Source organism: Cupriavidus agavae, from assembly GCF_004217045.1.
GTDB lineage: Bacteria > Pseudomonadota > Gammaproteobacteria > Burkholderiales > Burkholderiaceae > Cupriavidus > Cupriavidus agavae.
In genome coordinates, this window is record NZ_SGXM01000008.1 from 1 (window position 1) to 21,956 (window position 21,956).

Consider the following 21,956-nt stretch of genomic DNA (forward strand, 5'->3'; position numbering starts at 1 on the left):
TGGCTGTCGATCCGGTGCAGCAGCGACACCAGCTCCCGGCCGGCGTTCTCGTGCTCCCCGCGATAGCACTGGTATTCGAATTTGTTGATGCTGAATATTGTGGGCTGTGTCATGACGGCTACGTGATTGGATAATGTGTGGAGGAGAGGACTGCATCACTGCAGCCGCCGAAAATCATCGGCCCCATGTCAGGGAGAGCCAGTACTGGACCGGCTTGTTGCCGCGGTCGACCCACGAGGCAGAGGCAAAGCCGTAGGCTTTTGATACCGATGCGGAGAGGGTCGCGCCGAATGGTGTAAGCCAATCAATGCCTACGCCATAGCCGGACAACACCCGGCGATTGGATATGTCATGAATCCCGACGTAACTGCTCGCCCAACCATTCCAGGGGTTGTGGTTGACCCGCCCGACGGCAAAATCCGAGAAGACGCCCAGCTGGATCTGGTGTCCGGTTGCGACTGGTATGCGCTTGTAAAGGCCCGCTTTGACGATCACGCCATCGTCGAACGAGCCCTCGTCAGCCCGGTAGGCGCGCACCGCGTTCGGACCACCCACGCCGAGTTTTTCGCTCGGGTCGAGGTTCTTGCTGGCGTACTGGCCGTTGAACTGCCCCATCAGGAACAGATCGCCGCCCCAGTTCAGGCCATAGGTACCGAAACCGGAGCCGGTCAGCTTGGCGTAGTTGCCGGCCACCTGAGTGACGGCGTTGTAGAACGTGTTGTCATTGCTCTGGTGCCCGGCAGTCAGCGCCACCTCGCCGCTCCAGATGTTGCTACGCAGTTGCTGGGCACGGTCGCCATTGTTGGCTTGCAGCGAGACACGCAGTGCATCGAGCGTGCTGTGCGCGGCCGAACCGAGGATCGGGAACTCGACCTTGGTCCAGCTGTGGAGGTACGATCCGCCGATCCAGATGTTGGAATCTAGCCCCCGCGTGATCGGATAGCGCAGACCAGCCTGCGCGGTATTGGCCACGCCAGTCAGCCGCGTTGCGGCGTTGATGGAGTACTGCTGCCGCGTGAAGCCAGCCGTCAGGCGCAATCCGTCGTCGAAGACCGGCACGCTACCGGTCAGCGATCCGGTCCACATCCGCTTCTCGGTGCCGGTCAGCGTCAGCGCATAGCTCTCGCCCATCCCCAGGAAATTGTTGCCGGATGCGGTCACACCAAGCTGCACCAGCCCCGTGGACTCGATGCCCTTGTTGTCGAAGAAGACGTCGCCCGTGAACGGCTTGCCTTGCTCGACGAGCGTAAACAGCACGTCGATATCGCCTACTCCTGCGCCGGGCGAGAACTCTGGCGCTTTCCCGATGGCGACGCCAGGAAGATCCTGTAGTAGTTGCGTCGTACGTTCCAGGCGTGCGGTCTGCAACAGGCATGTGCCGGCCACCGGCTCGGTGCCACACATTGCCTTGGTGGCAAGCCGGTTCAGCGGCGCGTCCTTCATGCGCGTCTGATTGTCAAGACGGATGCCGCTGATGCGACCCGGAAAGACTGTGAACAACGGCGTCTGGCCTTGCCGCGTGGCTTGCCAGGCTTCCTCCGTCATCAGGACCTGCCCCACGGGGAAGCCGTTCCGACGCAACGTGTTCGTCAACGCCTCAGACCATGTTTCGACATCCGCCAGCGTGGTCGGCACGGGCGCCATTCGCGAGGCACTCGTACGGAGCACCGCCACGGCTGCCTCGCTGGAAGCGCCTTCCGCCGGTAGCGTGCGGAATTCCACCGGAGCCGTCTGTATCGGTGCCGCCACCACCATGGCAGGCAGCAACGCCGGCAGCAAGCAGCGCAGGGCGGCGTTTCGGATTAAGCCCGTAAAGGACATTTCGGTATGGCTTTGAAGATTTTCGGGTATCCATACCTCCCGCGCGGGAAATCGGGAAGTACTTCAGCCGCGGCACAAGGCTGTGGCTCAGAGGATGCTGGTCGCGCCTTTGGTCACTAGAACGGGTTCGGACCGGCATTGGCAAATACCGGTCCGCGCCGAGCCAAAGGCGAGTCTGGGCGCCGGAGTTCCGGCGCCCATGAGCCGGCGTCATGTCGGGACGCCGGCCTGCGCCAATCAGCTCCCGGCCCCGCTCATGGACGAGACCGCAGCCGGCGCCTTGACGTCCACCGGCTTGAGCCAGCCTTGCGTCTTGACGACATAGGCCTTCCCACCCTTGACACCACTCTCCGTGTAGAAGAACTCGTGCGTCTCGGAGTTGACGGAGAGATCGGCCTTGACCTTCGTCGCAGGGTCTTCGAAGGCATAGTGCTTCACGCCATTCGCGCCATCGCGGAACTCCATCTGCCGCGCCAGCGTCCCGGCCTTCGTTGCGATCTTGACGTTGGCGGTATTGCCTGCAACATCCAGTTCTACGGCTTCGAGTTGCGCGCCAGACCAGTACAAATCATCGCCAATCTCGACGCTAAGCGGACGCGGTGCATCCAGATACCAACTTGCCGCGCCTGCATCGCCCCAGAAGTAGGCGATGGCCCCGCCCAGGCCTACCGCTCCCACCGCGCCAGCGATGGCCGCGCCAGAACTTCCACCCCCAGAACCGGAACCGCTGCTTGCCGACTGGTTACCGTCCTTGATACCCGTGCCGTTCGTGGAGTTTCCGGAGATATTCGTCGTCCCGTTTCCGCTGTTGTTGATGCCCCCGTTCGTGTTATCTACCCCCGTACCGTTGGTCGAGTTACCGGAAATGTTGGTCGTCCCGTTATCGGTGGTATTGATCGACCCATTGCCGTTATCGACGCCCGTGCCGTTGGTCGAGTTGCCCGAAATATTGGTCGAACCATTGCCACCGGTGTTGATCGAGCCATTGCCGTTATCGATCCCAGTACCTTCGGTTGAATTACCCGAGATATTGGTTGAACCGTTTCCGCCGGTGTTGATCGAGCCATTCCCATTATCGAGACCGGTTCCGTTCGTCGAATTTCCCGAGACATTGGTAGACCCGTTGCCATCGGTATGGATCGAACCGTTGCCGTTGTCTACGCCCGTGCCGTTGGTCGAATTGCCGGAGACGTTGGTCGAGCCGTTGCCTCCGGTATTGATCGAACCGTTGCCGTTATCGACGCCCGTCCCGTTGCTCGAATTGCCCGAGACGTTGGTCGAGCCGTTGCCTCCCGTGTTGATCGAACCATTGCCGTTGTCGACACCCGTGCCGTTGGTCGAGTTGCCGGAAACATTGGTCGAGCCGTTGCCTCCGGTATCGATCGACCCGTTGCCGTTGTCTACGCCCGTGCCGTTGGTCGAATTGCCCGAGACATTGGTCGAGCCGTTGCCATCGGTATTAATCGAGCCGTTGCCGTTATCGACGCCCGTCCCGTTGCTCGAATTGCCCGAGACATTGGTCGAACCGTTCCCATCGGTATTAATCGACCCGTTGCCGTTGTCTACACCCGTGCCGTTGGTCGAGTTGCCGGAAACATTGGTCGAGCCGTTGCCTCCCGTGTTAATCGAACCATTGCCGTTATCGACGCCCGTGCCATTGGTCGAATTGCCGGAGACATTGGTCGAGCCGTTGCCCCCGGTATTGATCGAACCGTTGCCGTTATCGAAGCCCGTGCCATTGGTCGAATTGCCGGAGACATTGGTCGAGCCGTTGCCATCGGTATCAATCGAGCCGTTGCCGTTATCGACGCCCGTCCCGTTGCTCGAATTGCCGGAGACATTGGTCGAGCCGTTGCCCCCGGTATTGATCGAGCCGTTTCCGTTATCGACGCCCGTGCCATTGGTCGAATTGCCCGAGACATTGGTCGAGCCGTTCCCATCGGTATTGATCGAGCCGTTTCCGTTATCGACGCCCGTCCCGTTGCTCGAATTGCCGGAGACATTGGTCGAGCCGTTGCCCCCGGTATTGATCGAGCCGTTTCCGTTATCGACGCCCGTGCCATTGGTCGAATTGCCGGAGACATTGGTCGAGCCATTGCCCCCGGTATTGATCGAACCGTTGCCGTTGTCTACGCCCGTGCCGTTGGTTGAGTTGCCCGAGACATTGGTCGAGCCGTTCCCATCGGTATTAATCAAGCCATTGCCGTTATCGACGCCCGTGCCGTTAGTCGAATTGCCGGAGACATTGGTCGAGCCATTGCCATCGGTGTGGATCGAGCCGTTGCCGTTATCGACGCCCGTGCCGTTGGTTGAGTTGCCCGAGACATTGGTCGAGCCGTTGCCATCGGTATAAATCGAGCCGTTGCCGTTATCGACGCCCGTCCCGTTGCTCGAATTGCCCGAGACATTGGTCGAGCCGTTGCCCCCGGTATGGATCGAACCGTTGCCGTTGTCCACACCGCTGCCGTTCGTCGAGTTGCCGGAGACGTTAGCCGATCCATTACCGCCGGTATTGACGGTGCCGTTCCCGTTATCGATGCCCCTGCCGTTGGTCGAGTTGCCCGAAATATTCGTCGATCCGTTACCGTCAGTGTAGATCGATCCATTGCCGTTATCGACGCCGGTACCGTTGGTCGAGTTGCCCGAGATATTGGTCGAGCCGTTGCCGTCGGTGTTGATCAAACCGTCGCCGTTATCGACGCCCGTGCCGTTGCTCGAATTGCCCGAAACGTTTGTCGTCCCGTTGCCAGTGGTGTCGATCGTGCCGTTCCCGTTGTCGACACCTGGTCCTTCCGTCGAGTTGCCTGAGATATTGGTCGAACCGTTGCCATCGGTGAACATCGAACCGTTTCCGTTATCCACACCGCTGCCATTGGTCGAATTGCCGGAGACGTTGGTCGATCCATTCCCATCGGTATAGACCGAGCCGTTGCCGTTATCGACACCCGTGCCGTTGGTCGAGTTACCCGAGACGTTCGTCGTGCCGTTGTCGGTCGTGTTGATCGAGCCGTTCCCGTTATCGACGCCCGTGCCTTCGGTCGAGTTGCCCGAGATGTTGGTCGAGCCATTTCCGCCGGTATCGATCGAACCGTTGCCGTTATTGACGCCGGGTCCGTTAGTGGAGTTGCCCGAGACGTTGGTCGTGCCGTTGTCGGTCGTATTGATCGAACCGTTGCCGTTGTCTACACCCGTCCCGTTGGTCGAGTTACCCGAAATATTGGTCGAGCCATTGCCACCGGTATCGATCGAACCGTTTCCGTTATCCACGCCCGCGCCGTTGGTCGAGTTACCCGAGACGTTGGTCGTGCCGTTGTCGGTCGTGTTGATCGAACCGTTGCCGTTGTCTACACCTGTCCCGTTGGTCGAGTTGCCCGAGATATTGGTCGAGCCATTGCCACCGGTGTTGAACGACCCATTGCCGTTATTGACGCCGGTGCCGTTGGTGGAGTTGCCCGAGACGTTCGTCGTGCCGTTGTCGGTGGTGTTGATCGAACCGTTGCCGTTGTCTACACCTGTCCCGTTGGTCGAGTTGCCCGAGATATTGGTCGAGCCATTGCCACCGGTGTTGAACGACCCATTGCCGTTATTGACGCCAGCGCCATTGGTCGAATTGCCGGAAACATTGGTCGTGCCGTTGTCGGTCGTGTCGATCGAACCGTTGCCATTGTCGACGCCAGGGCCTTCCGTCGAAGTACCTGAGATATTGGTCGAGCCATTGCCGCCGGTATCGATCGAGCCGTTGCCATTATTGACACCGGTGCCGTTGGTGGAGTTGCCCGAGACGTTGGTCGTGCCGTTGTCGGTGGTGTTGATCGAACCATTGCCGTTATCGACGCCAGGGCCTTCCGTCGAAGTACCTGAGATATTGGTCGAACCGTTGCCACCGGTATTGAACGACCCATTGCCGTTATTGACGCCGGTGCCGTTGGTGGAGTTGCCCGAGACGTTGGTCGTGCCGTTGTCGGTCGTGTTGATCGAACCATTGCCGTTATCGACGCCAGGGCCTTCCGTCGAAGTACCTGAGATATTGGTCGAGCCATTGCCACCGGTATCGATCGAGCCGTTGCCATTATTGACGCCAGTGCCGTTAGTGGAGTTACCCGAGACGTTGGTCGTGCCGTTGTCGGTCGTGTCGATTGAACCGTTACCGTTGTCTACACCAGTACCTTCGGTCGAGTTACCCGAAATATTGGTCGAACCGTTGCCACCGGTGTTGAACGACCCATTACCGATATCGACGCCCGTGCCGTTGGACGAATTGCCGGAGACGTTGGTCGTGCCGTTGTCGGTCGTGTCGATCGAACCGTTGCCATTATTGACACCGGTGCCGTTAGTGGAGTTGCCCGAAACGTTGGTCGTGCCGTTGTCGGTCGTATTGATCGAACCGTTGCCGTTGTCTACACCTGTCCCGTTGGTCGAGTTGCCCGAGATATTGGTCGAGCCATTGCCACCGGTGTTGAACGACCCATTGCCGTTATTGACGCCGGTGCCGTTGGTGGAGTTACCCGAGACGTTCGTCGTGCCGTTGTCGGTCGTGTTGATCGAACCATTGCCGTTATCGACGCCAGGGCCTTCCGTCGAAGTACCTGAAATATTGGTCGAGCCATTGCCGCCGGTATCGATCGAGCCATTGCCATTATCGACGCCGGCGCCGTTAGTCGAGTTGCCCGAGACGTTGGTCGTGCCGTTGTCGGTCGTGTCGATTGAACCGTTACCGTTGTCTACACCCGTCCCGTTGGTCGAGTTACCCGAAATATTGGTCGAGCCATTGCCGCCGGTGTTGAACGACCCATTGCCGTTATTGACGCCGGTGCCGTTGGTCGAGTTACCCGAAACGTTGGTCGTGCCGTTGTCGGTGGTGTTGATCGAACCGTTGCCATTATCGACGCCGGTGCCTTCGGTCGAGTTGCCCGAGATGTTGGTCGTGCCATTGCCACCGGTATCGATCGAACCGTTGCCGTTATTGACGCCCGTGCCGTTAGTGGAGTTGCCCGAAACGTTCGTCGTGCCGTTGTCGGTTGTGTTGATCGAGCCGTTACCGTTGTCTACACCAGTACCTTCGGTCGAGTTACCCGAAATATTGGTCGAACCGTTGCCACCGGTGTTGAACGACCCATTACCGTTATCGACGCCCGTGCCGTTGGACGAATTGCCGGAGACGTTGGTCGAGCCATTGGCCTTCGTATTGACCGAACCGTTGCCGTTGTGGACACCCGTGCCATTCGTCGAGTTTCCCGAAACATTTGTCGCTCCGTTTGCATCAGTCTCGATCCGACCGCTATTGTCCACACCGCGGCCATTGGTCGAATTGCCGGAGACGTTGGCGGAACCGTTGGCTTCAGTGTGGATCGACCCGTTCCCGTTATTGACACCGGTGCCGTTGGTCGAGTTGCCTGAAACGTTGGTTGTTCCGTTGTCGGTGGTGTGGATCGAACCGTTACCGTTGTCTACACCCGTACCTTCGGTCGAATTACCCGAGATATTGGTCGAGCCGTTGCCACTGGTGTTGAACGAACCGTTGCCGTTGTCAACGCCCGTGCCGTTGGTCGAGTTACCTGCGACGTTGGTCGAGCCATTCTCGCCGGTGTGGATCGAGCCGTTTCCGTTACTCACTCCCGCGCCATTGGTCGAGTTTCCGGAGATATTGGTCGAACCGTTGCCATCGGTGTCGATCCGGCCGTTGTTGTCGACGCCCTTGCCATTGGTCGAGTTGCCCGAGATATCGAGCGAACCGTTGTCGTCAGTGTAGAACCGGCCTCGCTGGTCCACGCCGGTGCCATTGGTTGTGTTGCCGGAGATATTCAACGATCCATTGTCGCCAATCTGGAACCGGCCACGCTGATTCACGCCCGTGCCATTGGCAGAGTTGCCCGAGATGTTGTACGAGCCGTTTTCGCCGATATTGACCCGGCCGCCGTGATCCACACCCGTGCCGTGGGTGGAGTTACCCGAAACATTCGATGCACCGTTCCCGCCGATGTTGATCCTGGCGCTCTGGTTGACGCCGGTCCCATTGGTGGAGTTGCCCGAGATATTGAACGAACCATTCCCGCTAACGCCAATTCCGCTGTTCTGATCCACCCCCGTGCCGTTGGTAGAACCACCGGTCACATTGAGCTTGCCATTGCCCGTGAGGGAAATGGTGCCGTTGAGATCAACGCCGTTCCGGTCGACCGAGTTGCCGGTCAGATCGACCGAGCCATTGCCGCCGATATGCCAACTGCTGTTCCCGTGCTTGACCTGATGGAAGCCCGAGCCGTTCGTCGAACAGCCATCCATTGTCAGGTTGCCATTGCCACTCACATTGTTGTTGCCCCACACTGCGATGCCATCGCCAGTGTTGGTCGTCCCGGTCATGTTCACGGTGCCATTGCCCCGCACGTCCAGGTATCCCGTGGTGGCCTCGTAGACGCCCGCGCCGCCTCCCGTCGCGTTGCCAACGATGTTCAGGTTACCGTCATCCAACACGGCAACACCCATGCGAATACCGACGCCGGCGCCGGTTCCGCCGCCAGGGCCCCAACCGCGCGGATTAAGGGTTGCGTGGCTCGTACCGTGGATATTCAGTGTGCCGTTTCCCGAGACAGTTGTGGGAGTCGAGGAGGAGTGAAGCCAGACGCCGCCGCCATAACTTTCGCCCGTCATGTTAACGGTGCTGTTGTCTCCAACGTTCAGGGCGCCCTGAATCCAGACGCCCGACGCAGGCCCGCCACTGTTACCGGTCAGATTGCCTGAGCTGTTCCCCCGGAAATCCATACTCCCGCCACTTGTCAACCAGACAACTTCGCCTTGCACGGACTGGCCGGTGATATCGATCGACGTGTTGTCCCAAAGGGCGTTGCGACCGCTGATGGATACGCCGGTGCTGTTTGTACTGCTTCCGGTAACGTTCAGCGACGAGTTTCCGTAGAAATCTCTCGTGCCGCCAAGCTGAGTGCCGATGCTGTTTGTGCTCGTTCCCACCATGCTCACCGAGGCGTTGCCGGAGAAGGTGTAGTTGCGGTTGGCGGCTACGCCTTGAGCATGCGTTGATGTGCCAGTAACGGTAGTGCGCGAACTATTAGTAAATACTCCCACGACATCAAGGTTGACACCGGCACCGTCCCGACTTGAACCCGTGATATCAAAGAACGAGTTACCGGAGGCGGTCAGCCGTGTATATTGTTCTGGGGAATAACCATGGAAGAAGAAATCGACCCCGACTGCCGAGGTGCTGGTACCGCGAATGCTGATTCCACCATTGTGGTCGGCGGTCAGAGAGGAGTGTCCTCCGCTGAAGCCGAAGTACACGCCCGCACCGAGATTGGAATGACCTTCGAAATTCAGTCTGGTGTTATCCGCGATATAGGCGCTTATCCGCATCACGGATGTGCCCGTGCCATTGGCACTCTGCCCGTTGAAGCTGATCGAGGCGTTCCCTGACGTCAGGAGGTTCGAATCCGTATTCTGTCCAAAGTTTCCCACTCGGATGCCGTCACCCTCCGTGGAAACTCCCGAGATATTCAGCGTTGCGTTGTTACGGGCCCACATACCGACGCCGTGCCGGAATTGGCTGCCGATGCCATTGGTCGACGTACCACCGATGTTCAGCACGCCATCCTGCACCTCAATATAGCTGCCGCCACCGAAGTAGACGCCTGAACCATCCAGTGAGGTACCAATCACGTCGAGCTGGCCGGTTCCGTTCTTCGTGAACCGCCGCAGTGCTGACACACCGGTGGCTTGGTTCGCATGCCCCTCGATCCGTCCGCCACCCACGGAAACGTTCCCCTCGAAGCTCACAGCGGTCCAGTCGGATGCGCTGGTATTGCCGCTGACATTCATATAGCCGCCATTCAGATCGATGGTGGACTGGGAGTTTTGATATACCCCGCCGTTGGCCCCCCCTCCCATCGCGGCCGTCATGCTCAGATTCAGGGCGTTCGAGGTCGAGCTGATGTTGCCATTGACCCAGATGTGGCGATCGGCCTGAAACGAAAGGTTGGCCGCGCCGCCCGTCGTCTTGCGAATATCCGCACCCGCCTGCTGGGTAATGTTGCCGCCGGCCGTGCCGTTGCTGGCCGTCGTGATCGTGACGTCCGTGCCGTTGTTCAACGCGTTGTTGATCGAGCCGACATTGACGGTAGCCCATGCATTCGAACCGCCGCTGAAGCCTTCCGACACGTTGCCGATGTAGTTCGCATCGGCGCCGTTGCCGATCGTCACGTCGGTCGGATCGATCAACCATTCGCCCGACTTGCCGTTCGGCGCCGCCGCGCTGATCGCGCCCTGAACGTCGAGGCTGTGGCCCGACGTCTCCACAAAGCCACCGTCACCGTTGCTGGCACCGGCCAGGATGCGCGCCCCGGCATCCACCTGCGTGAAGCTGGCGAAGGCCACGCCGTCCTGCAGCAGTCCGGTTGCCTGTGTGCCCGCGAGCTTGCCCAGGGAGTCCCCGCCCAGGATCACCTTGCCGCCGGCGGCATCGCCACTGGCATCGATCAAGGCATCGCCAAACAGGCCGACACGGTCGCCGGACAGCACCACCGTGCCGCCCTTGCCGCCGGCGCGCTTGTCCGAAGCATCGACGTTGCCAGTCACCGTGACGTCGCCGGTTTTGCCGGCATCCGCAACCACCGTCCCTGCGCGAACCACGCCGCTGAGGTTGACCACGGTATTGAGCAGCGTGTCCTTGCCCCGGGCGGTCAGCAGCACCGTGCCGTCCTGCGCGTGGATGTTGCCCGCGTTCTCTACCAGCGCGCTGGCGGTGGCGCTGGTCAGCGTGACGGAGACGCCCTGCCCGTTCGGCAGTGCCACGGTGGCGCCGTCCCCGGCGGCCAGCACGACCTGACCGCCCGCGGCGGTCGTGATCGAGCCAGGGTTGCGGACCTGATCCGCCATCAGGGTGACGTAACCGGCCGCGTTGATCGTGCCCTCGTTGACGATGCCAGCCTGCTTGCCGGTGGCCGAGAGCGCCAGCGGATTGCCGGCCATGAAGGCATTGGCATCGATGGATTTGGTGGTGGCCAGCAGCGAGCCCACGTTCACCACGGCTCCCCGGCCGAACAGCACGCCATTGGCGTTCTGGATCAGCACCTGGCCGTTGGCCAGCAGCGAGCCCTGGATGTTCGACGGCAGACCGCCCGTGACGCGGTTCAGCGCCTGCGCCTGCGCGTTCGGCTGATTGAAGCGGACCGTGTTGTCCTTGCCGATATTGAAGGTGTTCCAGTCGATCACGGCGCGCTGGCTGCCTTGATCGATGTTGAGGGTGTTGCCGTTGGGTTGGGAGATCGTGGCCTGGCCGGCGACGACATTGCCGTGGGTGGGCAGCGATTGCGCATGGGCCGCCTCGAGATCCGCCACCAGCAGCGCGACGGCAACGGCCGTCATCATGGAGACCACACCCTGCGGCCTTCCGCCCGGGCTACCTCCTTCGCCGGGCTGCTTGCCCTGGCTCTTGACGTTCTCTGCAACAGCCACAAGCATCCCGAGACGCTTGCTGAAGACTCGGCGATAAAGATTCTGGTTCATGGTTCCATCCTGACGATCGGTCTGCGAAACGGGCCCAAGGCGGACCTCTGCTCAAGAGAGCTTTCGGGACGGATCGTAGGAAGGAATGCGGAGTCTGTTAATCGGAAGAATCTTAAAATGCAGATACTATGATTTAAGTGGAATTGAAGTCTGATTGATCCCCTAGTTCATGGAGGCCGAGTTCTTAATAGTAATTAGCTTAAGTAATGCAGTGATGGGCTCAGCCTGCATCAATTCAGTTCGAGTGACTGCGGCATGGATCGTCAAATTTCGATATCGGTCGCGGGCGTGGTGGACTGTTCGGCAGGCGGACCATATGGCGTCAGCCATCCCTGCGCCTTGACCACGTAAGGCTTGCCTTCGGCGACACCGCTCTCGGTGTAGAAAAACGCGTTGGTCCGGGTGTCGATCGAGAGGTCGGCACGGGTGGCCATCGCCGAATGCTCAAAGGTGTAGCGCTGTACACCATCGACGCCGTCGCGCAGCCGCATCCTCCTCTCCAGCTTGCCGGCTTTCGTGACGACCCGCACGTCGGCCACCTTGCGCGCCGCGTCCACCTTGACAGCCGCCAGCTCCGCACGGGACCAGTAGGCGGCATCACCCAGTTCGATGCTCAGGGGGCGCGGCGCGTCGAGAAGCCAGCTTGGGGGTTGCAGGTCGTTCCAGAAATAGGCAATGGCGCCGCCGATACCCACCGCTCCGACCAAGGCGGCCACCATTCCGGGATCGCTGCTGTCGGAGCCGCCGGCGGCGTCGCCCGTGGCGGCGGCGCGCGCGTTGTTGATCAGGCCGCTATGGTCACTGGACAAGACGACAGCGCCGCGCTGGTCGCCTGCCAGGGAATTCGGCACATCGAGCGTAGCCGACATCACAATATCGCCAGTCCTGGCCGCATCGGTCACCACCGTCCCCGCCCGCACCACGCCACTGAGATTGACGACGGCCTTCAGCAACGTGTCCTTGCCGCGCGCCGTGAGCAGCACCGTGCCGTCCTGCGCATGGATGTTGCCCGCGTTCTCAACCAGCGCGTTGGCCGTCGCATCGGTCAGCGTGACAGAAACACCCTGTCCGTTGGGCAGCGCCACGGTCGCGCCATCGCCGGCCGCCAGGATCACCTGCCCGCCGGGCGCCGTCGAGATCGAACCGGTGTTGCGCACCTGATCGCCCATCAGCGTGACAAAGCCAGCGGCGTTGATCTGCCCTTCGTTGATGATCCCCGCCTGCTGGCCGGTTGCGCTCAGCGTCAGCGGGTGCCCGGCCATGAAGGCGCTGGCATCAATCGCCTTGGTCGTCGCCAGCAAGGAGCCCACGTTGACCACCGCCCCACGCCCGAACAAGACGCCGTTGGCGTTCTGGATCAGCACCTGGCCGTTGGCCAGCAGCGAACCCTGGATGTTCGATGGCACCCCGCCCGTGACCCGGTTCAGCGCCTGCGCCTGCGCGTTCGGCTGGTTGAAGCGGACCGTATTGCCTTGTCCGATATTGAACGTATTCCAGTCGATCACCGCGCGCTGGCTGCCCTGATCGACGTGCAGCGTGCTGCCGTCAGGCCGGGAGATCGCCGCCTGCCCGGCCACCACGTTCCCGTTGGTCGGCAGCGGCTGCGCGTGCGCCATGTGGCGTGGCAGGGGCAGCAGCACGGCGAGTGCGGTCATCATCGACACCACGCCCGCCGCGCCGCGCGGCCCAGCTGCACCGGACTGATCCATATCGCTCTGACGAGATCGATGAAATCAGTTGCCGATGCCGGATACCGTCGAGCCAGCCTGCGTTGCCGGCTCGCCAGACGGTTTGAGCCATCCCTGCGTCTTCACCACGTAGGGCTTGCCGTCCGCGACGCCGTTCTCCGCGTAAAAGAATTCGTTGGTCCGAACATTGACGGAGAGATCGGCGCGGGTGTTCGTGGCAGGGTCTTCGAACACGTAGCGCTGCACACCGTCGGCGGCATCCCGAAGCGACATCTTTCTTTCCAGCATGCCCGCGTTCATGGCGATCTTCACGTCGGCGGTCTTGGCTGCGGCGTCAATCTTGAGCCCCTCGATCCGGGCGCCGGTCCATTGGAACATGTCGCCCAACTCAATGGTCAGCGGCCGCGCGTCTTCCAGATACCACCCTGCGCGGTTAAGGTCTTCCCAGAAGTAGACCAACGTGCCGCCGATACCCAGCGCGCCGACCACGGCCGCAATGGTCCCGGCGTCGCTGCCGCCGGAATCGCCGCCGCCAGCGGTTCCGTTATCGCCACCATCGTCCGATCCGTTGCTGCTGTTGCCCTGGTAGCTGTTGTTGGTCACGGTTCCGCCGCCGGGCTCCAGCGTGCCGTTGGTGTTGTCGATACCCTCGCCGTTGGTGGAGTTTCCGGTGATGTTGATGGAACCGTTCTCGCCGGTGATGATGGTGCCGTTGGTATTGTCTATCCCACTACCGTTCGTCGAGTTGCCCGAGATATTGGCCGAGCCGTTGCCGCCGGTATTGATCGCACCATCGCTGTTGTCAACGCCGGCCCCTTCGGTGGAGTTTCCGGAGATATTGGTCGAGGCATTGTCATCGGTATTGATCGTGCCGTTGCTGTTGTCCACGCCACTGCCGTTGGTGGAGTTTCCGGAGATATTGGTCGTGGCATTGCCATCGGTATTGATCGTGCCATTGCTGTTGTCAACGCCGGCTCCATCGGTGGAATTACCGGAGATGTTGGTCGTGGCATTGCCACTGGTATTGATCGTGCCATTACCGTTATCTACGCCGCTGCCGTTGGTGGAGTTACCGGAGATGTTGGTCGTGGCATTGCCATCGGTATTGATCGTGCCATTGCTGTTGTCAACGCCGGCTCCATCGGTGGAATTACCGGAGATGTTGGTCGAGGCATTGCCACTGGTATTGATCGTGCCATTGCCGTTATCTACGCCGCTGCCGTTGGTGGAGTTACCGGAGATGTTGGTCGTGGCATTGCCATCGGTATTGATCGTGCCATTGCCGTTGTCAACGCCGGCTCCATCGGTGGAATTACCGGAGATATTGGTCGAGGCATTGCCACTGGTATTGATCGTGCCGTTGCCGTTATCCACGCCGCTGCCGTTGGTGGAGTTACCGGAGATGTTGGTCGTGGCATTGCCATCGGTATTGATCGTGCCATTACCGTTATCCACGCCACTGCCGTTGGTGGAGTTACCGGAGATATTGGTCGAGGCATTGCCATCGGTATTGATCGTGCCATTGCCGTTATCCACGCCGCTGCCATTTCCGGAGTTGCCGGAGATGTTGACCGAGGCGTTGTCGATGACGTTAATCGTGCCGTTTCCGTTGTCAATGCCCGTTCCTTCGGTCGAATTGCCCGAGATATTGGTCGTCCCGTTATCGCTCGTATTGACGGTACCGTTGCCGTTATCGAATCCCGTGCCATTGGTGGAATTTCCGGAAATCGTGGCCGAACCGTTGCCGTCAACGTTAATGGCCCCATTGCCGTTATCCACGCCGGTGCCGTTGGTCGAATTTCCGGAAATATTGAGCGTACCGTTGTCGGTTACGTTGATGGTACCGTTGCCATTCTCGAATCCAGGCCCCTCGGTGGACGTCCCCGCGATATCGATCGAGCCATTTCCCTTCGTTTCGATGGAACCGTTGCCGTTATCGAACCCCGTGCCATTGGTGGACATTCCGGAGATGTTGCTGGAGCCGTTACCGTCAGCGATGATGGATCCATTCGTGTTGTCCACGCCGGTACCATTGTCCGATTTCCCGAAGATATTCACCTCGCCGTTATCTATGGTGCTGATCGCACTGCTTCCAAGGTCGACGCCTGTCGCTTCAGTGGAGTTTCCCCAGATATTGATGATGCCGTTCTCCACCGAGCCAATCGTGCTGTTGCCGAGGTCGGTGCCGACGCCTGTGGTGGAGTCGCCGGAGACGTTGGCCAGCCCATCCCCTCTCGAATGCATGCTGCCGTTGGCGAGATCCAGTCCCACACCATCGGTGGACCTTCCGGACAGATTCAGATAGCCATTGCCCCCGACGTCGATCGAACCGTTCAACGCCACGCCCGGCCCACTGCCCGACGTGCCACTGACAGCCACGTTGCCAGTACCGGCCACGTTCAACGCGCCGTCGATGAGCACGCCCGCCTTCGTGGCGGATGTGCCGTTGATACTGAGGGTGCCGCCGTTCGCGTTGATCTGGAATTGATCTCCGAGATCCACACCAAATCCGTTGTTTGACGTGCCGCGGATGTCGAACGAACCCTGCGTGATGTCCAGCGCGCCCAGCGCGGTCAAATCGACGCCATCGCCCTGGTCGGAATGGCCGGTAATGGTGTGGCTTCCGGTTCCATGGAAGCCGAAGCCGCTGTCCATCACCACTCCGCTGCCATTGGTGGAGCTACCCACGGCGTGAAGCGCCGCATTGTCAGTGAAGTTCAGCCCTTGGGGAACGGATACGATACCTGCACTCTCCGTACTCGTTCCCGTGAGATCGAGCGTGGCATTCCCGGAGAAATTGCCGCGCACGTTGACGCCTGAATTGGTCGTCGACGTGCCGGTCACATTCGCCGCGACATTGTCGGAAGCTGCGATGTTCAAGGACACACCGACATTTGTATTGGATATCCCCGTCAGATGGAGTGAAGCATTTCCCGATGCGGCAGTGTTGCTAAGTACTCCTACGTTGGTATCGGATGCGCCGGACACATTGATCGAGGCGTTGTCCCTGATATCGAAGTTGGCCCATGCTCCCGCCGCCGCCACCGAAATGCCGGTAACGTTGAGTTTGGCATCGCCTTCGACGATCACATTATTCAGACGGACGCCGGCAGAGGTGTTCGAGGAACCGAAAAGCTCCGCCGTGGAATTGCCCTGTAGGTGGAAGGACGTATTTCCACCCGCCCATATGCCCGAGTCACCCTGTGTCGTGCCATTGACAACCAGACGGGCGTTATCCCTGGCCTCGATGATGTGGTTGATCTGAATACCCGGGCTGGTCACCGACTCGCCCTCGAGAATAAGGGTGGAGTTTTCCAATACGTCGATCTCGCTGCGGATATAAACCCCCATCCGGTTATTTCCCGAGGCGGTCGCGCTGCCGAAGATATGCAGGGTACCGTTTCCGACCTGCGTAAGACCGCCGTCTATGGTTATCGCATGCGAGTTGCTGGAGGTGGCGGTGATGTCGCCACCTCCGACATTGAGTACGGCTCCACCGAGTAACACTGCGATACCCGAGCCGCCTTCGGTATCTCCGGAGAAATGTATCTGCCCGCCGTTGACGTCGATTGTGGTATTGGTCGCCTGCTGCACAGCGCCACGGGTTGCGCCTGAGGATGCCGTCAGCGTCAGGTTCAGCGCATTGGAGGTTGAGGTGATATTGCCGTTGAGCGTAATGCTGGCATCCGCAATCAGGCTCAGGTTGGCGGCTGCACCGCTGGTTTTGATGATGTCGGCGCCCGCCTCCTGGACGATATTGCCAGTGGCCGTCCCATTGCTCGTCGTCGTGATCGTGACGTCGGTCCCGGCATTCAATGCATCGTTGATCGTGCCGTTATTGACCGTGGCGGTGTTGTTAGAACCCCCGTCGAAGCCTCCCGAGACGTTACCCGAGTAGTTTGCATCGGCACCCGTACTGATCGTGATATTGGTCGGGTCGATCAGCCAGTGGCCCGACTTCCCGTTCGGTGCCGCCGCGCTCACGGTGCCGTGGATGTTCAGGCTGTGGCCCGATGTCTCGACAAAGCCGCCGTCGCCATTGCTTGCCCCGGCCAGAATCCTCGCCCCACGATCCACCTGCGTGAAGTTGGCGAAGTTCACCCCATCCTGCAGCAACCCGGCGGCCCGCGTGCCGGCCAGCTTGCCCAGCGAGTCTCCGCCGAGAATCACCTTGCCGCCTGCCGCGTCGCCTGTGGCGTCGATCCGTGCATGACCGAACAGGCCCACCCGGTCGCCGGACAACACGACGGCACCGCCCCGACCGCCGGCCGAGGTGTTCGACACGTCGAGCGTGCCCGACATCGCAATATCGCCAGTTTTGCCAGCGTCGGCGACGATCGTGGTTGCCCGCACCACGCCGCTGAGATTCACCACGGTATTCAGCAACGTATCCTTGCCGCGCGCCGTGAGCAGCACCGTGCCGTCCTGCGCATGGATGTTGCCCGCGTTCTCAACCAGCGCGTGGGCCGTCGCATCGGTCAGCGTGACAGAAACACCCTGTCCGTTGGGCAGCGCCACGGTCGCGCCATCGCCCGCCGCCAGGATCACCTGCCCGCCGGGCGCCGTCGAGATCGAGCCGGTGTTGCGCACCTGATCGCCCATCAGCGTGACAAAGCCAGCGGCGTTGATCTGCCCTTCGTTGATGATCCCCGCCTGCTGGCCGGTTGCACTCAGCGTCAGCGGGTGCCCGGCCATGAAGGCGCTGGCATCAATCGCCTTGGTCGTCGCCAGCAGTGAACCGACGTTGACCACCGCCCCACGCCCGAACAAGACGCCATTGGCGTTCTGGATCAGCACCTGGCCGTTGGCCAGCAGCGAACCCTGGATGTTCGATGGCACCCCGCCCGTGACCCGGTTCAGCGCCTGCGCCTGCGCGTTCGGCTGGTTGAAGCGGACCGTATTGCCTTGTCCGATATTGAACGTATTCCAGTCGATCACCGCGCGCTGGCTGCCCTGATCGACGTGCAGCGTGCTGCTGTCAGGCCGGGAGATCGCCGCCTGCCCGGCCACCACGTTGGCGTTGGTCGGCAGCGACTGCGCGTGCGCCCGGTGCAGCTGCAGCGCCAGTAACGTCACGGCGATGGTGGTCATCATCGACACCACCGCCAGCGCGCCACGGGGCTGCGTTGGGTCCCCGCCCTCGCCGGGCTCCTTGCCCCGCCCTCTCACGTGCTCCGCCACTGCCACAAGCATCCCAAGCCGCCTGCTGAAGACGCGGCGATACCGGCTCTTGTTCATGGTTTCCCTCTTGTCGTTTTTCGCTGTGTCGGTGATAAATAAAGCGAATGCGATGTTTCGGAGAAATCAGAGGGAGACAAGCCAGGCAGTCAATCGCCAATTCCCTAAAATTGAACGAGTCAACGCAAACAAACCACCGTGGACACTAGAAGTCTTATGACAAAAGGAAGCCGTAGTGAATAGTAATAACCTTAAAATTCTATATCGATAAATCGTCTGATTCTCCGCCTCGAATATCTCGCGAAAAGGCGGAGATATTCGCACGCCACGCGGGACAAGGCGTCGATGCGGTAAACTACGGCCCTTCCGCCGCACCGGCGTGGCGCTCCGACATGACCTGTTGGGCACTGCCGCGCCTTGTCGAAGCCGTGCGGCGGAGATCAAACGGGCCTCGCGCCCCACCCCCGGCTTGCCTGTGCCCGCTCACAGCATTCGCCATCGCTTCGACCCTCGATCCGGACCCTGCGCCGCTCCGTCGCGCGCAGCCGGATAACGCCCCGCGTGCCTTCCGTGTGCCCTGGTTCCCGAAGGACTGCCACGCGGGACTGGAACCCCCTCAGGTGCTTGCCTGAACCTGCCCGCCCACTGCGCGCGGGCCGGTCCGTATTCCGGAGGACAATTCGTGAAGACCTCAGCCAGCCTTTGGCTGCTCGCGGCCGGGCTGTTGCCCTGCGCCGCCCACGCCCAGTCCGGCGTGACCCTGTATGGCATCGTCAGTTCGGCGGTGCGCTACACCTCGAACGTCGATGCCCGCCACCACGACCAGGCCGGCCTGGTCTCGGGCGGCATGGTCGGCAGCCGTTTCGGCCTCAAGGGCACCGAAGATCTCGGCGGCGGCAACCGCGCGATCTTCCAGCTCGAAAGCGGCTTCAACAGCGACGACGGCCGCGTGGCCTACAACGCGCTATTCGGCCGGCAGGCGTGGGTGGGACTGGCCGGAGACTGGGGCAGCCTGACGTTCGGCCGCCAGTACAACGCGCTCAACAACATTGGCTGGGCGTTCGATCCGCTGGACCAGGGCTGGGGCAACTTCTGGTCCGATCCGCTTTACATCGGCGGCGATATCTTCTTCCAGGATTACCGCATCAACAACAGCGTGGTCTACCAGCGCACCGTGGGGCCGTTCTCGGTACAGCTCGACTACGGCGCGGGCGAGCAGCCCGGGGGCATGAGCCGGGGCACCACGCTGGGCGGCGGCGTCAAGTACCAGCAGGGCGCGCTGGCGCTGGGCGTGGCGTACGACCAGCGGCGCAGCGACGATGGCGGCAACACGATCCGCAACTACTCGGTGGGAGGGTCCTACACGGTGGGCAAGGCCACCGCCTACCTGGGACACATGGGCCGGCGCGAGTCCGCCGGCGATGCGCGCTTCGCCATCTCGTTCCTGGGGCTCGGCTACCAGCTCACCCCGGCGCTGCATCTGTCGGGCGCCTACTACCGCTACCGGCAGTCCGGCGCCGTCACCACGCAGTTCCAGGACGTACCGGTGCATCTGGGCGGCGGCAACGCCGACAGCGTGGCGCTGGTGGCCGACTACGCGTTCTCGAAGCGGACCAGCGTGTATCTGGAAGCCGACGTCGTGCACATGCGCGGCGGCACGGTGGGGCGCGAAACCGAGTACTGGGCCGGCACGCCCGTGACCGACGTCAGCCAGAGCACGCGCGTAGGCGTGATGGCTGGCGTGCGGCACCACTTCTGAGCACCGGCAGGGCGCCCGGGCCGGTCAGGCCGGCTTGCCGCTCTGCTCGGCCACGATGCCGCGGATGGCCTGTTCGAACGCCTCGGGCGGCTGCCCGCCCGAGATCAGGTAGTGGTTGTTGAAAATGATCGACGGCACCGACTGGATGCCCATCGCCTGCGATTCACGTTGCTCGTCGCGCACATCCTGCGCGAATTCGTCGCTGTCGAGCACGGCGCGGGCGTCCTCGGCGTCCAGCCCCACGGAGCGGGCGGCCTCCACCAGCACCTCGTGGTCGCTCGGGTCCTTGCCGTCGCCGTGGTACGCCTGCAGCAGCGCCAGCTTCAGCGGCAGCTGCTTGCCTTCGGTCAGCGCCCACTGCAGCAGCCGGTGCGCGTCGAACGTGTTGTAGACGAAATCGCGCGGGCCGAACGTGAAGCCCACGGCGGCGCCGCGCTCGCGGATCATCGCCTGGCTCTCGGCAATCTGCGCCGGCGTGCGGCCGTACTTCTTGCCGAGGTAATCGACGATGGCCTCGCCCTCCGGGCCCATCTGCGGGTTCAGTTCGAACGGATGCAGCACGATCTCGGCCTCCACCTCGTCCCTGAGGCGGTCCAGCGCCACCAGCAGCGACGACAGCCCCACGGCGCACCACGGGCAGGCGATATCAGACACCACGTCGATCTTGAGTGATTGAGTCATGACTTGTTTCTCGGGCGCCGGCGACGCGCCGGCGACGGGTTTCGAAAGTGGCGACAGGGTAGCCGGAATTGCCAATTCCTGCAGGAATGCGCCTCCTATACTGGATCACAGGCGCGTTGCCATCGTTCGCGCCAGGAGGCTGTCATGGGACGCAAATACATCGATTGCCGCGAGTTTCCCAGCGAGAAGCAATGCACCGTCGCGCTGAGCGCCGACACCGAGGCCGAGCTGCTGGAGGCCGCCGTGCAGCATGCGGTGCAGGTCCACGATCACCAGGACTCGCCCGAACTGCGCAGCCAGCTCAAGGCGTGCTTCCACGAGGGGGCGCCACCGGCATAGTTCTGGCTTGCGAGCCACGTGGGGGCGCCGGGATCGCCTCCGCGTGGCAACCAGCGAGACCGACATGAACGCACCCGATACGCACGACGGCATCGTGCAGCTCTACGCAAGCCAGATCATCGACCATGCCGATGCCGCCCAGGCCGGCGCGCCAGTTTCGGCACTGGCCATGGCCTCCGTGGACAAGGCCATGATGCATTTCCGCACCCTCGACGGCGGCCGTGCCACGGCCACGCTGCTGCAGCGGCTTGGCAGCATGCTGCGCGCGGCCGCGCTGGCGCCGGGCCGCCTCGAACCGTCGCGGCTCGTGCTGATTGCCGCGGCCGACTACGCCGCCAACGCCGCGCGCGGATTCGACGGCACTTCGTAGTCCTTTCTCCAATTTCCGTAGGACAGACCTGACAGGCGGATCGGACAGCCGCTGTCGCCGCCGGACGCCTGCGCTCCGTACGATGTAGAGATCCCGTTCTGGCGTTTCTGCCATGGATCTTTCGTTCGACTGGCACCACGTCCTCGCCTTCAGCATCTCGCCGCTCGAAACCATGCTGCGCGGCACGCTGATGTACTGGTTCCTGTTCCTGCTGTTCCGCTTCATCGGGCGGCGCGACGTGGGCTCGCTGGGCATCGCGGACCTGCTGATCATCGTCATCGTGGCTGACGCCGCGCAGAACGGCATGGCCGGCAAGGGCGACAGCGTGGCCGACGCCGCGCTGCTCGTGGGTACGCTGGTGCTCTGGAACCGGCTGCTCGATCTGGGCGCCTATCTCTCGCCCGCCATCCGCCGCTTTGTCGACCCGCAACCGGTGATGCTGGTGCGCAATGGCCGCAAGCTGCGCGCCAACATGGCGCGCCACGCCATCACCGATGAGGAACTGGAATCGCAGATGCGCCAGGAAGGCGTGTCGTCGGTGGAGGAGGTCAAGGCGATGTACCTCGAACCGGGCGGCAAGATCAGCGTCATCACCAACAAGTAGCGCCGG

General features: G+C 61.6%; 9 protein-coding genes and 1 pseudogene. 4 read left to right on the forward strand and 6 right to left on the reverse strand.

All coding sequences use genetic code 11. The features are described from left to right. Positions 1–174: 174 nt before the first annotated feature. The 5 genes and pseudogenes from EV147_RS21180 to EV147_RS26510 all read right to left on the reverse strand — a co-directional run. Positions 175–1,821 carry a ShlB/FhaC/HecB family hemolysin secretion/activation protein gene (locus EV147_RS21180; protein ID WP_130393183.1) on the reverse strand — a complete coding sequence of 549 codons (1,647 nt, stop codon included), beginning with the start codon at positions 1,819–1,821 and terminating at the stop codon, positions 175–177. 237 nt (positions 1,822–2,058) lie between these two features. Further along, entirely contained in the window at positions 2,059–11,331 is a 9,273-nt protein-coding gene (locus tag EV147_RS21185; RefSeq protein ID WP_130393184.1) for an ESPR-type extended signal peptide-containing protein, read from the reverse strand. 263 nt (positions 11,332–11,594) lie between these two features. Then, entirely contained in the window at positions 11,595–12,989 is a 1,395-nt protein-coding gene (locus tag EV147_RS21190; RefSeq protein ID WP_206751186.1) for a two-partner secretion domain-containing protein, read from the reverse strand. A 75-nt stretch (positions 12,990–13,064) separates the two neighbouring features. Beyond that, positions 13,065–18,113 (reverse strand): beta strand repeat-containing protein, encoded by a 5,049-nt coding sequence (locus EV147_RS21195; protein ID WP_198680330.1) that lies wholly within the window; start codon positions 18,111–18,113, stop codon positions 13,065–13,067. 27 nt (positions 18,114–18,140) lie between these two features. Continuing rightward, positions 18,141–18,257, reverse strand: a pseudogene (locus EV147_RS26510) (ESPR domain-containing protein); the annotation flags it as partial. Between the two features lie 622 nt (positions 18,258–18,879). Here EV147_RS26510 and EV147_RS21200 point away from each other — a divergent pair. Continuing rightward, complete coding sequence (locus tag EV147_RS21200) at positions 18,880–19,956, forward strand: porin (RefSeq protein WP_130393187.1); 1,077 nt, start codon at positions 18,880–18,882, stop codon at positions 19,954–19,956. A 24-nt stretch (positions 19,957–19,980) separates the two neighbouring features. On the opposite strand, the gene EV147_RS21205 is transcribed toward EV147_RS21200, so the two are convergent. Beyond that, positions 19,981–20,637, reverse strand: a complete 657-nt coding sequence (locus tag EV147_RS21205) for a DsbA family oxidoreductase (protein WP_130393188.1) — start codon at positions 20,635–20,637, stop codon at positions 19,981–19,983. A 144-nt stretch (positions 20,638–20,781) separates the two neighbouring features. Between EV147_RS21205 and EV147_RS21210 the strand changes: the two genes are divergently transcribed. From EV147_RS21210 to EV147_RS21220, 3 genes are all read left to right on the forward strand, one after another. Beyond that, positions 20,782–20,976: a DUF1059 domain-containing protein gene (locus EV147_RS21210; protein ID WP_130393189.1), complete on the forward strand. Its 195-nt coding sequence runs from the start codon at positions 20,782–20,784 to the stop codon at positions 20,974–20,976. Between the two features lie 64 nt (positions 20,977–21,040). Further along, positions 21,041–21,346: a hypothetical protein gene (locus tag EV147_RS21215; RefSeq protein WP_130393190.1), complete on the forward strand. Its 306-nt coding sequence runs from the start codon at positions 21,041–21,043 to the stop codon at positions 21,344–21,346. 112 nt (positions 21,347–21,458) lie between these two features. Beyond that, entirely contained in the window at positions 21,459–21,950 is a 492-nt protein-coding gene (locus tag EV147_RS21220; RefSeq protein WP_130393191.1) for a DUF421 domain-containing protein, read from the forward strand. Positions 21,951–21,956 lie beyond the last annotated feature (6 nt).